Raw genomic sequence first — 16,043 nt, 5'->3', positions numbered from 1 at the left:
CCAGTGGCAATCTTTACCGATCCGATCAAGGACCATGCGGATTTCGGCCCCGGCGACGCCGAATGGCTGCACCTGCTGGTGGGGGACTGGCAGCTTGTTGCCGATCTCGCGTTCGCCGACCTGGCCTTGTGGTTCCCCGTGCCCGACGGCGGCTACGTGGCGCTGGCGCATGCCCGCCCGTCGACGTCGCACACGGTGTTCCACAGCGACTTTGTCGGCGAACGCATCCGCGCGGACCTGCACCCGCTGGTCGACGCTGCCTGGCGAAGCCAGCACATAGAGCGGTCCAGCGAAACCAGCTGGACCGCGGAAACAGCCATGCGGGTGGAAGCGATTCCGTTCGTCCGCAACGGCCGGACCCTGGCTGTGGTGACCTCACACATGGACCTGTCCAGCTCCCGGATGCCCTCGCGCCTGGAACTGACGTACCGGCAATGTGCCTACGACCTGCTGCGGATGGGAACGCTGGGCCTCTGGCCCGACTTCGCCACGCCTACCGGGTCGCGCCGGGGTGCTCCCCGCGTGGGAGACGGGCTGATCCGGCTTGATGCCGAAGGGATAGTGCAGTACGCCAGTCCTAACGGCGTCTCTGCTTTCCGCCGGCTGGGCGACATGGAGACCCTCGAGGGGCGTTCCCTTGCGGAGATCACCACGGCGCTGCTCAAGGACCGCCGCATGGTTGATGAAACGCTGCCGCTGGTGGTCACCGGGCGGATGCCGTGGCGGACGGAGATCGAGTCCCGCGGCGTAAGCCTCTCCCTGCGTGCCATCCCGCTGCGGGACGAAAAGGAACGTTTCGGTGCCCTGGTTCTGTGCCGCGATGTCTCCGAACTGCGCCGCCGCGAGATGGAACTGGTGTCAAAAGACGCCACCATCCGCGAAATCCACCACCGGGTGAAGAACAACCTCCAGACCGTTGCGGCGTTGCTGCGGATGCAGTCACGGCGGATGGAGAGCGATGAAGGCAAGCTGGGCCTTGCCCAGGCCATGCGCCGCGTGTCCACCATCGCGCTGGTGCACGAGACCCTGTCCCAGGGCCTGACGCAGAACGTGGACTTCGACGAGCTGATCGACCGCCAGTTCCGGCTGTCCGCCGAAGTTGCCTCGCCGACGCAGGAAGTCCGGACCCGCCGCGAAGGATCCTTCGGCGAACTTCCGAGCGACCTTGCCACTCCACTGGCCCTGGTCATCAACGAACTGGTGACCAACGCGGTTGAACACGGGCTGGCGGGCCGTCGCGGCACAGTCGGACTGGCTGCGCAGCGGCACGGCGAAGCCGGCCGTGAGGAACGGCTCACCGTGACGGTGAGCGACGACGGCGTGGGCCTGCCGCCCGGACCGCGGCGGGAGGGCCTGGGCCTGCAGATTGTCCGGACCCTGGTCCAGAGCGAACTGGACGGCACCATCGAGTGGTCCGCAGGCGAAAGCGGCGGCACGGAAGTCCGGATCGACATGGGCCTGGATACCGAATACCGGCGTACTTGATCTAAGCAGGGATGCTCCCGGTACAACAAAGGGCCGCTGCCAATGGCAGCGGCCCTTTGTTGTACCGGCATCATTTCCGCCGGGGAAGTCCTGCTTACGAGGCGCGGCGGGCGCGCGCTGCGCGGCGCTTCAACGCGCGGCGTTCGTCTTCGCTCATGCCGCCCCATACGCCGGCGTCCTGGCCGGTTTCGATTGCCCACTGGAGGCAGGTGTCGATCACCGGGCAGCGGCGACAGACGCTCTTGGCTTCTTCGATCTGAAGAAGAGCCGGGCCGGTATTGCCCACGGGAAAGAAAAGCTCCGGATCTTTATCCAGGCAAGCTGCGCGGCTCCGCCAATCCATGTTGATCACTATCTCCTCTGAAAAGTTGACTCCTACGTGTTTGTGAAAACATTCACGAGCAACTACAAACTAAAGGGGCCGGTTTCGGCCCCTGTTTTCCCTTCTTCTAGCGTGGCACGTCCGGCCAAAGCAAACAAGGGGTAACAAGCGGAAAATATGGCCGCAGGGCTGAGGGATGCATCACATTACCTGTGTGCAGCGAACCGGGAATTGCTATTAGTTCCAGTTCCGGAAGTCACACAACCAGCCATTGTTGCGGCTTACCCGCGGCTTACCTCGGGTGTCGGTCGGGTGGTCAACGTGACGTAAGGACAGGGCCGAACCGGTCCCTTTGCCGGGGGCCGTGAAGAGTTGTCTGCTGGGCCGCCGAGCTCCTTCGGGGCTCCAAGGGGAACTATGTCCGGTATTCTGCCAGTGTGTCAACACCCCAGAAACCTCCCTCGGTGCAGCGTGCCCCCGCTGTGCTTGCCATCGCCGCCGTGCTCGTACTCGAAGCCCTTTGCCTGCTTGGTTTCGCGGCGTGGTACGGCTACCAACTGGCGACCTCCACGCCGCTGTCCATGGGCGGCGCCGTCTTCACGCTGGTCTTCGCCGTGGCCCTCGCAGTGTGGCTGCTGGCAGTGGGGCACTTCTTTTTCCGCGGTTACCGCTGGACCCGCTCCGCAGCCCTGGTCTGGCAGCTCTTCGTGGTGATCCTGGCGGTTCCGACCCTGCAGGCAGGCCTGGTCCTGGCCGGCCTCGGGTTGCTGCTGCCCGCTGCGGCGGTCCTGCTGCTCCTGTTCACAAAGCCTGTCCTGGCTCACACCAGCCGGCTCACGGACAGCAGCAAAACCTTCTAGCCGGCATCCCGGTCCCGCCGGTCCCCGGAAAACCAACCGTCCGGAGCACGCGTCGTTAGTCGGCAGGATCATAGGCTGCCTGCGCTTCGAGGACCTCGGTCCCGTCGACGAGGTAGCACCGGCCCGGCGGACGGCGGGCGGCCGGATCAACCCGCACGCCGAACACGTCCCCGTCCGCCTGCGTCACGGGCCGCAGCAGTGCCCCGTGCGGTGCCGATCGGATGTGCAAGGCCAGCGGGACGCGCGCAGTCAACTGGTGCCCGGACACTGCCGCGAGGACAATCCTGGCGCCTCGTGCCTGGACCCCGGCGAGTCTTTGATGGGCCGGCGCCGGCAGGGAATCCGAGTCGTCCACCAGGATCAGGAAGCGGCGCAGATCCTCCTGCTGCCGTTCCATGGCGGAAAACACCGGTTCCAGTTCTTCCTGGGTCGACACCAGGCAACACTCCAGGGAGGAGTCGGCGGCGCGCTGCAGTTGACGCAGGAACGAAGTTCGGCCCGAAGCCCGCGGCCCGGCCACCAGGAAAACCGATCCGGGCGGCATCCGGACTGAAGCGGTGTCGAGTTCGTCTCCGTACACACCAACGGGCAGATGGTCCGTCGTCGGAGCCGGCCCCAGTGCTGAGGGTAGGACGGACACAGGCAGGTTTTCAATCCGGTGCGGCCGCCGGCGGCCCGGCGGCAGCGGCATCAGCTGCTCCGGATCTTCCCGTGGGTCGTGCGCGAGCAGCTGGGCAGACAGACCTTCTGCGGTTCCGCATCGTCCTTGAACCAAGGCGCGTCCCCTCACCCGGTCCATGGGCGGAAGCCGTGGCCAGATCAGCAGTGTTTCGGCGCTGGCATCCGCGGGGAAGAACATGCGGTTGGGGATGTGGGGAAAGAAGCGGGCATTGAGGACCTCCCGGTCCCCGGCCAGCACGACGCAGATACCGGCCCGTTCCCCGTCTCGGACAAGGTCCGCCAGATCCTCTTCCCCGGACAGCCCGCGGCCGGCCCGGAACGCCGTACACCAGCGGGCCCAGCCGGTAATGATTAGCGTGGTCCCTCCAGCGGCTCTGCCGTCGGCGGCCATGCCAATGCCGGAGTGCTGCGGGTCGACGCTTCCGGCCTGCCTGCGGCGGCCCGGTGCCCGGGACGTCGCAGGCGCCGGAGCCTGGAGGATCAGGGAACCCAGATAGGCCAGGACACGGGCGGCGCGGGCCGTGTCATCGGCGCCCACATAGGCGCCGGTCTGCTCTGCGGCCGCGAGCCAGGCAAGGCTGCCGTCCGAGTCCAGAATGTACAGATGCCGGCCGGGCAATTCGGCGAGGTGCATCCCGGCGATGAGCTCAAGGGCGTCCGGTGCCCCGGACCTCGGGGCACCCAGGAGCGCCAGATGCGAGTCTGCAGCCGGACGCCAGCACAGTGTGCGCTGCCGTTGTTTTCCCGGTTCGTCCAGCAGGCCGAGCACTAGGCCACCCGGCAGCCGCTCCAGGATGTCGTCGGCGCAGCGGGTGAGCTGGTCCGCGGTCAAGGAAGAGGGGAGGGGCGGCCGTACTGGGCTGAACGGAACAGGAAATCCCCCGATGGCAGCTGCCGCCCGAACTGCGGAAACCACCCGGTTCAGCGCCTTCGGGTCTCCCACGGCGTCGGCACCCGGGGAACGGTAATGCTCCGCCAGTTCCTTGAGGGGGCTCTCGCCCGTCCCGCCGCGCAGGGACGTGGACAGGCTTTGAAACAGGTGCGGGGGCAGGCCTCCTTTGCTGACGTAGGCCCGTCCCGGGATATCCGGAGGGATGGCGGCCGCCGTGTCCGTGTTGATGACGTCGCGGGACTCGACGCCGGACTGAACGCGCAGTGCGATGCTCGTGGCAATGTTCGCCCGGATGTCGGTGGTGATGGCTCCCTGGGGGCGCTGCGTTGCCAGCAGGAGATGCAGCCCGAGCGAACGTCCGATGGCGGCAATCCGCAGCAGCTCGGGAAGGGCAGCAGGCACCTCGTCCGCGAGCATCCGGAATTCGTCAACCACCACCAGCAACCGGGGGAGCCCCTCCGCCGGGCTGCGTCCCGCGTTGTAGGCGGAAAGGTTGTCCGCCCCCGCGCCGGCGAGAAGAACTTCCCGGCGGCGGACCTCGGCACGCAGGGAGACAAGCGCCCGCGCTACGGTCTCTGCGGAGAAATCGGTCAGGAGCCCCACGGAGTGCGGCAACGGGGCGAGGGGGCCAAGGCCGGACCCTCCCTTGAAATCGATCAGCAGGACGGTGAACAGTGTTGGGGGATGCGAAGCAGCCAGGGAACCCACGAAGGTGCGCAGGAACTCGGATTTTCCGGACCCGGTGGTTCCCGCCACCAGGAAATGCGGGCCGTCCTTATCCAGGTCCAGGGTTACCGGCCCGGATGGTGAGACACCGACGACGGCCGCGCCGCCGTCAACCCGGGCATTTGCCTGCCAACCGCCCAGGAGCTGATCCGGTGACAGCGGATGGAATTCGTCGAAAGCGGCTGAGGATGGGAGCCTGCCCGGTGCCTCGGCGGGCAGCGGGATCGGGAGCCGGCGGGCCGCCAGCCGCCGACTGAGCCGCTCGAAGGTGCCAGGCTGGATCAAGTCGGGAACAAAGTCGAAAGTGGATCCCCCCGACGCAAAGGTTCCACGGCCTCCCAGCAGCGTCACGGTCACCGGCGCGGGCGGCCCCCCGATCCTGATGATGCCCGCGTGTGCAAAGTGGGGTTCGGGCAGGGCCTGGAGCAGCTGCCCGGCGTGCTCCGCCCAGGAACGGTGGACGAACAGGACGAACGGGTCGTCTCCGGCGGGAACGGGGAGATCGCTTATAAGGGTGCGTAAGCGGGCGGAAGCGGAACCGACGGCCGCAGGCGAAGCCGCCGGCAGCGCCGCAAGGGCGACGCGGGGCAGGAACCTGGCGGATGTTTCCAGTTCTGCGGCGGTCCCGACACAGACAATGAGCGGGCCGGCCGCGGCGGACGCCTGCAGGAGCAGTGTTCTCCCCAGGGCAGCAGTATCACGCGCGGACCCCTGCAGGCAGATCTCCCGGTCCTTCCCCAGGAACAGGACCACCGGTACCTCAGTCAGCTGCGGCGGTGCGAAATGCGGCTGCGGCGGAACCGCCTCCAGGTTCGCCGGCTGCGTGCCCGCTCCGATCCGCACCGGACACTCCGGGGTGCTGGGCACCCGGCCGTTCCGCTGCAGCACTGATTCCACGGCCAATGCGGTCGCTCCGGGATCCGGTGCAGCCAGTCTCCGCCGTCGACCGTCCTCTTCCGCAGCCCGGGCAATTTCAGCGGCCTGTTCGCGGCGCCGGCGGCGGGCACCAGCAGCGGTAATCAGGGCGGTGACTGCGGAGACGGCGCTGAAGGCGAGGAACATCCACATGCCGGTCGCCAATGCGAGCACGATGCCCAGGACCAACGGAAGCAGCGCCCCCACCAGGAGAAGCCCGGTTTTGGCTCCGTGCTCCGGAAACCGGACGGTCAGTGGCTGGAAGGGGTCTTCCGGAGGACCCGGTGTCTCCTGCCACGCGGAGGGAAGGAACAGCCGGCAACTGCTGTAGCCAAACCTCAGGGTAGAGCCGGTATCCACAGCGGCCCTGCGGACGCGGCGGCCGTCGACCCAGGTGCCGTTGGCGGAACCCAGATCCCTAAGCAGCACTGTTTCGGCTCCCACAACCAGCTCCGCGTGCTGCCGGGACAAGGCCGGGTCGGCAATGCCGATCTGCGGCGGGGCCCCGCCGTCCGCCGGTCCCGCCCTGCCGATGGTGTGGATACCCCGTTGCAGGGCAATGATGCTCCCGGCATCCGGTCCGGCGCAGACAGCCAGGCGCAGGGGAGGGGCGCCTGGGTGAGCCGTATCGGCGCCGGGGACGCCGTCGGGTGATCCCGTGGAATGGAGGATCACGGCTCCGGTGATGAACGGGGCTTCGCCTGGCGTCAGCTCCTCCAGCGCGGAACCGTGGATCGTATACCGTCCCTGGCCGTAGCGCTGCTCAAGGAGGGCCGCTACAGCGCTTCCGGAAAGTGCTGCAGTCATCTTGATCACCAACTCACGCCGGGTCATGCCCGCCGGCGGAACCGTGCCCGGCGCCGAGGCAATGGTCACATGAAGCAGCAAATTCCCTCCAAACCGTGCGGCAGTTTCGCCGAGCCTGCTGTTGAGGAAATTCAGCGTACGGACCGCCCGGCGGCATCAGTCGCCGCAGTCCGGACCTGGGGATAACGGCTCGGAGGGCACCGCCTGTGCAGGGAAGGTGAGCTGGCAGCAGTAAACTCCATGTGGGGGATTCTCACTTCAGAAAGGCCAGTGTGACCCGCCAGATTTCGTTTTTCCCGCAGTCAGCGGACCGGCTTTCGCCGACGGCAGCCAAACCCGGATACCGACCAGAGGTACAGGGCCTCCGGGCGCTGGCAGTCCTCATGGTGGCCAGCTACCACATCTGGTTCGGCCGGGTGTCCGGGGGTGTGGACGTCTTCCTCCTGGTCTCTGCTTTCCTGCTCTCGCTCTCCTTCATCCGGAAAGGCGAGACCGGCCAGGGACTGTACCTGCGGCAGTACTGGACGCGTGTTTTCAAACGCCTGCTGCCCGCCGCGGCGGTCGTGATCCTGGGTACGCTCGTCGCTACGGTGCTGTTCGTGCCCCGAAGCCGGTGGACGGAGATCTTCTCCCAGGCCTGGACGTCGCTGCTGTACGTACAGAACTGGGCCCTGGCCGCGAACTCCGTGGACTACTACGCGGCAGACCACAGCGTCGCGAGCCCGTTCCAGCATTTCTGGTCGCTGTCGGTACAGGGCCAGGTCTTCATCCTCTGGCCGTTGCTGTTTGCGCTCTGTGCCCTGATTGCCAGGGCATGGCGGAAGCGGTTCCGCAGTGTTGTCCTAGGGGTTTTCGGGGTGGTCTTTGCAGCGTCTCTGGCCTTCTCTGTCATTGAGACCTACACAAACCAGGCCCACGCCTACTTCGATACCCGTACGCGGTTGTGGGAATTTGCCTTCGGCACCTTGCTCGCCCTTGCCCTTCCCTACCTGCATCCGGGCAGGGGCCTGAGGGTAGCCGCCGGATGGATCGGCCTGGCCGCGATCCTTAGCGGCGGGTTCATCCTCGACGTGCAGGGGCAGTTCCCCGGGTTTGTGGCGCTTTGGCCCCTGGTGGCGGCGGCGCTGGTAATCCTGGCCGGACAGACCGGCAGCCGTTTCGGTGTGGACCGGTTCCTGTCCTGGGGCCCCCTGGTGCGGATGGGGGATATGTCCTATGCGCTTTATCTGTGGCACTGGCCCGTGCTGGTCATTTACCTTGCCTGGCGGGACCGGCAGGAAGTGGGGCTTGTCGGGGGTTCGTTCATCATTGCGCTTTCACTGGCACTGGCGTATCTGACAACCCGCTTTGTAGACAATCCCCTCCGTGCGGTGCAGGGACCGGCTGCCGGGAAGCGCGCCGTCACCGTGATAGTGGCCTGCTTAGCCGTGGTGGCGGTGCCGTTGGCGGGCTTGCAATATGCGCTCAAGGTGCAGGATGACAAGCTGCAGGCGGAAGCCGAGATCAACTACCCCGGGGCGCGGGTCCTCCTTCCGGGATACGACGGCGCGCCGACGGGAGTGCCGGTCCGTCCGGCATCGGCCGCCGATCCGCAGAGCTGGGGAGACCTCCCGCTGAAATGCTCGCAGATCCCGGACGGCCCGTCGGACCCGATTCTCGAAGACGGCTGCTTCAGCACCTCGAACACCGGTTCGGCGGAGCGGACGATCCTTATCATCGGCAGCTCGCATGCGCAGCAGTGGATCGAAGCGATCGAACCGATGGCCGAAACGCACAACTATCGGATCGTAGCGTTACTGCGGGGCGGCTGTCCCTACGGTGACGTTTCGGATAATGATCCGCAGGGCTGCAGCCGGTTCAACGAGGCGGCAACTGACTACGCCCTGGAGATGAAGCCCGATGCCGTGGTTACCGTTGCCACTGCGGCGAGGGCCGACCAAGGCGCCGACCCCATGATGGACGGTTTCCCGGATGCGGCCGAACAGCTCAGTGACGCTGGAATCGAAGTCGTCGGTATCCGCGACAATCCCCGCTTCGCCTTCGACATGCAGGTCTGTGCCGAGGTGAATGGTCCCGAAGACTGCGCCGTTCCGCTCCAGCTGTCCCCGGTGTTTCCGCCCGCCGAATACGCCGGAGGCACTTCATTCATCGACTTCTCGGATCTGATCTGTCCCGGGGGGCTCTGCACGCCGGTGATCGGGAACACCTACGTCTACCTCGACGACAACCACCTGACCGCCGGCTTTACGGCGTCCATGGCCACGGAATTCGAGCAAAGATTCCACCAGGCGGTCAGCTGGTAGCGGCACCCTGCAAGTGGCCGCCAGGGCCGCCGACGCCGGTCCGCAGGGTGCGCTGAAAGTGCCTGCGCGGCAATAGTCGGATACCCTTGACCCGGGTATACGCCGGTTCGGCCATACCGTACCAAACAGGAGAAACAAGTGAACGTTGACCTCGTCGTCGTTGGGTCGGGCTTTTTCGGCCTGACCGTAGCCGAGCGTGCTGCAAAGGAACTGGGCCTGAAGGTCGCCGTCCTGGACCGCCGCCATCACATTGGCGGCAACGCCTATAGCGAGAACGAAGCCCAGACGGGAATCGAGGTGCACCGGTACGGTGCCCACCTGTTCCACACCTCCAACGAGCGCGTCTGGGAATACGTCAACCGGTTCACCGAATTCACCAACTACGTGCACAAGGTCTACACCAGCCACAAGGGCGAGGTGTACTCCATGCCCATCAACCTGGGCACGATCAACCAGTTCTTCCGCGCTTCCATGGGTCCGGCCGAGGCAAAGGCCCTGATCCTGGAACAGGCCGGAGAGCTCGCCGGCACCGACCCGGCAAACCTTAACGACAAGGGGATCCAGCTCATTGGACGCCCGCTGTACGAGGCTTTCATCAAGTACTACACGGGCAAGCAGTGGCAGACGGATCCCAAGGACCTGCCGGCTGAAATCATCAGCCGCCTTCCCGTCCGGTACAACTACGACAACCGGTACTTCAATGACAAGTACGAGGGCCTGCCTGTCGACGGTTACACGGCGTGGATCGAGCGGATGGCCGATCACCCGAACATCCAGGTGCACCTGAAGACCGACTTCTTCGATGAGGGCCACGAGTTCTCCCGCAACAGCACCCTGGGCCAGGTTCCGGTCATCTACACCGGCGCCGTGGACCGCTACTTCGACTACGCCGAAGGGGACCTGTCCTGGCGCACGATCGACCTCGAAGAAGAGGTGCTGCCGATGGAGGACTTCCAGGGCACGTCGGTCATGAACTACCCGGACGAGGATGTTCCCTACACCCGGATCCACGAGTTCCGGCACTTCCACCCCGAGCGTGAATACACCAAGGACGCAACCGTCATCATGCGTGAGTACTCACGCTTCGCGGAGAAGGGCGACGAGCCGTACTACCCCGTGAACACGGCCGAGGACCGGGCGAAGCTCCTGGCTTACCGCGACCTGGCCAAGGGGGAAAAGTCCGTTCTCTTCGGCGGACGCCTGGGTACCTACAAGTACCTGGACATGCACATGGCGATCGGCTCTGCCTTGTCGATGTATGACAATAAGATCAAGCCCCACTTCACCGGTGGCGCAAAGCTGGAAAGCGGAGGAGTGGACGCGTGAGCAGCGAGACAATAGACGAGACGGGCTACCTTCCCGGTATTACGACGGCGCGTCCCGGGCGTGACGACTCCGGGCTGCGGATCCTCCAGCGGGTCGTATTGCCCAATGACAAGGACCTCGACACCTTGCCGCTCTACATCGACAGCGACACGGGCAAGGGCGGCCTGGACGAAAACTCCACCCGGAAGCGCAGCGTCGTCGCTCCTTCCGGCCGTCAACTGCACCCCGAGGACATTCTCGGCCGTTCATCGGTCCGCGTCCGTCCTGGTGAGCGCCTTTCCTTCGGCTCCTACTTCAACGCGTTCCCGGCCAGCTACTGGCGCCGCTGGACGACCGTGGAGAGCGTCATCCTGCGCGTATCCACTGCCGGTGAAGGCACTGTAGTTGTCTACAAGTCCAACGCCCGCGGCGCGGCCCAGCGGGTGGAATCCCGCCAGGTAACCGGTTCCGGTACGTGCGATTTCGAGCTCACGCTTGCACCGTTCGGCGACGGCGGCTGGTACTGGTTCGACCTCATTGCCGATTCCGAGGGGATGGAGCTGGAGTCTGCGGACTGGAGCGCCGTTTCCGACAAGCCCGCCGGCAGCATCACCCTTGGTGTTACCACGTTCAACCGCCCGGACTACTGCCTGAACACCATCAAGGCGATCCAGGGCGACGACGGCGTCCTGGCGATCCTGGACGAACTGATCATTGTGGACCAGGGCAACCAGAAGGTTGCAGACGAGGCCGGGTTCAGCGACGTTGCGGCTGCGATGGGCAGTCAGCTGCGCATCATCAACCAGGGCAACCTGGGCGGGTCCGGCGGCTTCGCCCGGAACATGAGCGAGACCGTGAAAGCCGGGCGCTCCGACTATGTGATGCTGCTCGACGACGACATTGTCCTCGAGACCGAAGGCATCCTGCGGGCGGCCGCATTCGCGGACATGTGCCGGAAGCCCACCATCGTGGGCGGGCACATGTTCGACATGTACAACAAGTCGGTCCTCAACGCCTACGCCGAGGTCGTTAACCAGTACCGCTTCCGGTGGGGACCGGTGGACGGCCTGGCCAACCACGACTTCGCTCTCGAAGGCCTGCGGTCCTCCTCCATCCTGCACCGCCGCTGGGATGCCGACTACAACGGCTGGTGGATGTGCCTCATTCCGACCCAGATCATCAGGGAAATTGGGTTGTCCCTGCCGGTCTTCATCAAGTGGGACGACGCCGAGTACTCCCTGCGTGCACGGTCAATGGGCTACGCCACGGTTTCGCTTCCCGGTGCTGCGGTCTGGCACGTTTCCTGGGCCGACAAGGACGACTCCGTCGACTGGCAGGCGTATTTCCACGAGCGCAACCGACTGATTGCAACGCTGCTGCATTCTCCGTATGCCAAGGGCGGCCGGATCCTGCGCGAAAGCATGAACACCGACGTCAAGCACCTGTTCTCGATGCAGTACTACCCGCAGAAGGCCCGTCTCATGGCCCTGCGGGACGTTCTCCAGGGGCCTGAAAAGCTGCACGAATCCCTGCCGGCCATGATGCCCCAGCTTCGTGCCATGCGGTCCGAGTACACGGACAGCGTTGTCAAGCAGGAGCCCTCGGCCTTCCCCGAGCCGCACATGCGCAAGCCGCCGAAGAAGCCCATCAGCACCAAGTCGCCTTCCCTGGCCGGCCTGATTCCGTGGGCTGCCAAAACGGTCCTGAAGCAGGCGGTCATTCCGCCCGCCGCCGAATCGCGGGAAAAGCCGCAGCTCGTCGTCGCCAATCAGGACAGCAAGTGGTGGGTTCTTTCCAAGCTGGACAGCGCGATCGTGTCCAATGCCGACGGTACGGGTGCCTCCTGGTACCAGCGTGACCCGAAGAAGGTCCGCAGCATGCTTTCCGAAGCGGCGATGCTGAAGGCGAAGCTCTTCGCCGACTGGGAAGAGCTCAGTGCACGGTACCGCGACGCCCTGCCGGACATTACGTCCATGGAAGCGTGGCAGAAGACCTTCGATGAGAACCCCGGTGACTAGTATCCGCGCCACGAAGTCAGGGGCAGCCCCTATGAATGACGAGCTCACGGTACCGGGGCGGAGCGGAAGCCTCGGGGATATCCTGAAGCACCGTTTCCTGCTTAAGCTCCTGGTATCCAAGGAACTCAAGGTCAGGTACCGGGGATCGGTGCTGGGCCTTCTCTGGTCCTACGTCAAGCCGGGCGTCCAGTTTGTTGTCTTCTACATCGCCCTGGGTGTCTTCCTGAATTTGGAACAGAGCCCCGGTAACCCCCGCGGCCTGCCGAACTACGCCATCTACCTCTTCTCGGGCATCGTGCTGATCAACTTCTTCACCGAAGCCTTGGGGAACGCGTCGCGGTCCATTGTGGGGAACGGCGGATTGATCAAGAAGATCTATCTGCCGCGGCAGCTGTTCCCCGTAGCGTCGGTGTGGGTCTCGGGCGTCCACTTCGTGCCGCAGATCCTGATCCTCCTCGTTGCGTGCCTATTCAACGGCTGGAGGCCCTCCCTGCTGCAGTTGGCGGCCGGCGCTGCCGGCTTCATCATCGTGGGAATGCTCGCCACCGGACTGGGGCTGCTCTTCGGAGCGGTGAACGTCTACTTCCGCGACGCGGAGAACCTGGTGGACATGCTGCTCATGATCGCAACCTGGGCATCTCCGGTGCTGTACTCCTGGAACATGGTCCAGACGAAGCTGGGGGATACGTTCTTCAACCTCTACCAGCTGAACCCGATCACCGTGGCCGTGGAAACGTTCCACTTCGCGTTCTGGCTTCCCACCACCGACGGTGCGGAGGCGATTCCGCCGAACCTGTTGTCCATGTGGATACCTATCGCACTGGTTGTATCGGCAGCTGTACTGCTGATCGGCCAGCTCGTCTTCCGTCGCCTTGAAGGCCGTTTCGCGCAGGAGCTGTGACCGTGGCAAACGCCATCGAAGTACATAACGTAAGCAAGCAGTTTGTTTTGCGGCACACCCGCTCCATGAAGGAAGCCTTCGTCTGGCTGGTCAAGGGCCGGAAGGGCGACCTATCCGAAAAGTTCCATGCGCTCAAGGGTGTATCCCTCGACATCGAGCAGGGTGAGACAGTGGCACTGCTGGGCCTGAACGGCTCCGGCAAATCCACCCTGCTGAAGCACATATCGGGCGTTATGCGCCCGGACACCGGAACCGTGGGAACCCGCGGCCGCGTGGCCGGCCTGATCGAGGTGGGTGCAGGTTTCCACCACGATCTGAGCGGCAGGGACAACGTCTACCTGAACGGCGCGATCCTCGGGATGACCGAGGACGAGATCAACGCGAAGTTCGATTCCATCGTGGAGTTCTCGGAGATCGGCCACTTCATAGATACCGAGGTGAAGTTCTATTCCTCGGGCATGTATCTCAGGCTCGCGTTTTCCGTCGCGGTCCACACGGATCCCGAGGTCTTCCTCGTGGACGAGATCCTCGCCGTGGGTGACGAGCCGTTCCAGCGGAAGTGCATCGACAAGATCAAGCAGCTGGCGGGGGAGGGCAAGACCCTCGTAGTGGTCAGCCATGACCTCGATCTGGTGTCACGGATCTGTGAGCGCGGCGTGCTGCTTGAACATGGCGAAGTGGTGATGGACGGGCCAGTGCGCGACGTCGTCGACCGCCTGCGCGGCAATAACGCCAACTGATTCTGTCGAATCCGCTGCGCCGCTCCCGGCCGGGTGCGGCCCATGTATTACGCTGATCGTATTCTTTTAGCAATCTGAGGTAGGTAAGAGTGTCCTGGTGGTCCGAAGTTCCATTGTTGCTTGCGACCACCGGAATCTTCCTGCTTCCAGGGCTGCTGGTTGCCCTGCTGGGCGGAGTTCGAGGCTATCCGCTGCTGGCATTGGCCCCGGCGCTGACCGTCTCCCTGGTGTCCGTGGGGTCGATCGTTGCGCCCATGGTCGGCCTGGGCTGGATCGCCGGCAGCGTGCTGGTAACCGTGCTGGCGTGTGCGGCGGCGTTCGCGGCGTCGTGGTGGACCCGGCGCAGCGTAACCCGGAGGGACCAGCCGCGGGACTGGAAGTACACGGCGGCCCTCGCGGCTGCCGTCGCAGTAGCCGTGGTCCTTATCGGGCGACGGCTGCTTTGGGTGTTTGGTGAGCCGGATTCGTTCTCCCAGACCTTCGACAATGTCTTCCACCTCAACGCCATCCGGTACATCCTCGAGACCGGCGCAGCTTCTACGTTCGAGGTCGGCCGCATGGCCGGCAACGACTACTACCCTGCTGCGTGGCATGACATGGTGGCCCTCGTCGCCGAGCTCGGATCGGCAGGGATTCCGGTTGCCGTCAATGCCGTAAACCTGTTCGCGGGTGCCGTTATCTGGCCGCTCGGATGCATCTATCTCGTGCAGCAGCTCTTCGGCCGCAAGAGCGCACTCGTGCTGCTGGCCGGCGTCCTCTCGGCGGCGTTTGGTTCCTTCCCGCTGCTGATGCTGGACCACGGCGTCCTCAACCCGAATGTGCTGGCCATTGCGCTGCTCCCCGTCGCGCTGGGCGCCGCGGTGAATGCGCTGGGACTGGCCGCTGAAGTGTCCTACCCGCCGCTGGTGCGCTGGCTGCTGCTCGTCGCCGTGAGTCCGGGCATGACCCTGGCGCATCCCAGCACCACGATGGCCCTGCTGGCCGTGCTCATTCCTGCCGCCTTTGCGCTGGCCTTCAGGAAGTCGCTGAAACCCGCAGACGGCCGCAGCCCGGTGCACAAGGTCTGGCCGTGGCTGGGGGTCGCTGCCTATATCGGCGTCGTGGCCTACCTGTGGACCGTCGCCAGGCCTGTTGAAGCTGCGTCCACCTGGGTTCCTATCCAGTCCACCGGACAGGCCATCGGCGAAGCCGTCACCGGCACTGCCCTGGGGCGGCCGGTGACGTGGGCAGTGTTTATCCTGACCGCCTTCGGCTTGGCGTTCCTCCTGTCCCAGCGCGGGACACGATGGATCGCCTCCATGTATCTGGTCCTCACGGGCTTCTACGTTGTGGTCTCGTCCTTCCCGCAGGACGACCTCCGCATGTACCTGACCGGTGTCTGGTACAACGACTCGCCGCGCCTCGCCGCCCTCATTCCGGTAATGGCCGTCCCGGTTGCCGCGTACGGCGGATGGAAGCTGCTGGATTGGGCGTCCCGCCTCCCGGCTGTTGCCGCCGGCCTGGCACGGATCCGTAATAAAGCGGCAGGTCCGGCCTACGTAGCAGTCGTCCTTGTCGGGGCCGTGGCGCTTGTCGGGGTCTCCGCCTATCTGACGCAGAAGGCGAACATCCGGCAGGCGGCCGAGTCGGCCAAGCGAAGCTACGAGGTCACTCCCGACGCCAGCCTGATTTCCAACGATGAACTGGAACTCCTGGAGCGGCTGGACGATGAAGTGCCCGAGGACGCGCTGATCGCAGGGAACCCCTGGACCGGCAGCTCACTGGCTTACGCCCTTGCCGACCGCCAAACCCTCCAGCTGCACATCCTCGCCACCTACGGCGACGACGTCGATACGATCTACAACCGGCTGCGGGACGCTCCGGCGGACCCCGAGGTATGCCAGGCCGTGGAATCCACGGGCGTGGATTACGTGCTGGACTTCGGAACGAAGGAAGTCCACGGCATCGATCACGGATTCGTAGGACTCCGCGACCTGGAAGAGACCGGGGCGGGCCGCGTGGTGGACCAGGTGGGCGAAGCCAAACTCTACGAGATTACGGCGTGCAGGTAGGACCTGCTGCGTCAGTCCGTTCAGACATAACAGACAG

The 16,043-nt window shown here is 65.0% G+C and carries 9 protein-coding genes and 1 pseudogene; 8 read left to right on the top strand and 2 right to left on the bottom strand.

Features of this window, described 5'->3' with window-relative positions:
* The first annotated feature begins 3 nt into the window (after positions 1-3).
* Positions 4-1,485 (top strand): sensor histidine kinase, encoded by a 1,482-nt coding sequence (locus tag LJ760_RS00925; RefSeq protein ID WP_227918357.1) that lies wholly within the window; start codon positions 4-6, stop codon positions 1,483-1,485.
* A 94-nt stretch (positions 1,486-1,579) separates the two neighbouring features.
* Here LJ760_RS00925 and LJ760_RS00920 read toward each other — a convergent pair whose 3' ends face one another.
* A complete protein-coding gene (locus LJ760_RS00920) occupies positions 1,580-1,828 on the bottom strand; it encodes a WhiB family transcriptional regulator (protein ID WP_055239553.1) in 249 nt (82 codons plus the stop codon).
* Between the two features lie 416 nt (positions 1,829-2,244).
* Here LJ760_RS00920 and LJ760_RS00915 point away from each other — a divergent pair, with 416 nt between their 5' ends.
* Entirely contained in the window at positions 2,245-2,667 is a 423-nt protein-coding gene (locus LJ760_RS00915) for a hypothetical protein (protein ID WP_227918356.1), read from the top strand.
* Between the two features lie 55 nt (positions 2,668-2,722).
* Here the strand turns inward: LJ760_RS00915 and LJ760_RS00910 are convergent, their stop codons facing one another.
* Positions 2,723-6,769, bottom strand: a complete 4,047-nt coding sequence (locus LJ760_RS00910; RefSeq protein WP_227918355.1) for an FtsK/SpoIIIE domain-containing protein — start codon at positions 6,767-6,769, stop codon at positions 2,723-2,725.
* Between the two features lie 191 nt (positions 6,770-6,960).
* On the opposite strand from LJ760_RS00910, the gene LJ760_RS17450 reads away from it, so the two are divergent.
* The 6 genes and pseudogenes from LJ760_RS17450 (at position 6,961) to LJ760_RS00880 (ending at position 16,006) form a co-directional block, all read left to right on the top strand.
* Positions 6,961-8,991, top strand: coding sequence for an acyltransferase family protein (locus tag LJ760_RS17450; protein ID WP_227918354.1), 2,031 nt, complete (start codon positions 6,961-6,963; stop codon positions 8,989-8,991).
* Positions 8,992-9,114: 123 nt separating this feature from the next.
* Positions 9,115-10,317 (top strand): annotated as a pseudogene (gene glf, locus LJ760_RS00900) (UDP-galactopyranose mutase); the annotation flags it as partial.
* Positions 10,314-12,314 (top strand): glycosyltransferase, encoded by a 2,001-nt coding sequence (locus LJ760_RS00895; RefSeq protein ID WP_374200034.1) that lies wholly within the window; start codon positions 10,314-10,316, stop codon positions 12,312-12,314. The pseudogene glf and the gene LJ760_RS00895, both read left to right, overlap by 4 nt.
* A 31-nt stretch (positions 12,315-12,345) precedes the next feature.
* Entirely contained in the window at positions 12,346-13,215 is an 870-nt protein-coding gene (locus LJ760_RS00890) for an ABC transporter permease (RefSeq protein WP_227918352.1), read from the top strand.
* Between the two features lie 2 nt (positions 13,216-13,217).
* On the top strand, positions 13,218-13,955 hold the full coding sequence (locus tag LJ760_RS00885) for an ABC transporter ATP-binding protein (RefSeq protein ID WP_227918544.1): 738 nt from the start codon (positions 13,218-13,220) through the stop codon (positions 13,953-13,955).
* Positions 13,956-14,071: 116 nt separating this feature from the next.
* Positions 14,072-16,006 carry a DUF6541 family protein gene (locus LJ760_RS00880; RefSeq protein ID WP_227918351.1) on the top strand — a complete coding sequence of 645 codons (1,935 nt, stop codon included), beginning with the start codon at positions 14,072-14,074 and terminating at the stop codon, positions 16,004-16,006.
* The last annotated feature ends 37 nt before the right edge of the window (positions 16,007-16,043 follow it).

Origin of the sequence: Arthrobacter sp. zg-Y895 (genome assembly GCF_020731025.1) — a bacterium.
Taxonomy (GTDB): Bacteria; Actinomycetota; Actinomycetes; order Actinomycetales; family Micrococcaceae; genus Arthrobacter_B.
The sequence above is the reverse complement of the archived record's forward strand: the minus strand, read 5'-3'. Positions and strand labels throughout refer to the sequence as shown.

Coding starts and splice junctions, on each gene's coding strand:
- LJ760_RS00890 (WP_227918352.1), top strand. CDS start 12,346: ATGAATGACGAGCTCACGGTACCGGGGCGGAGCGGAAGCCTCGGGGAT.
- LJ760_RS00920 (WP_055239553.1), bottom strand. CDS start 1,828: ATGGATTGGCGGAGCCGCGCAGCTTGCCTGGATAAAGATCCGGAGCTT.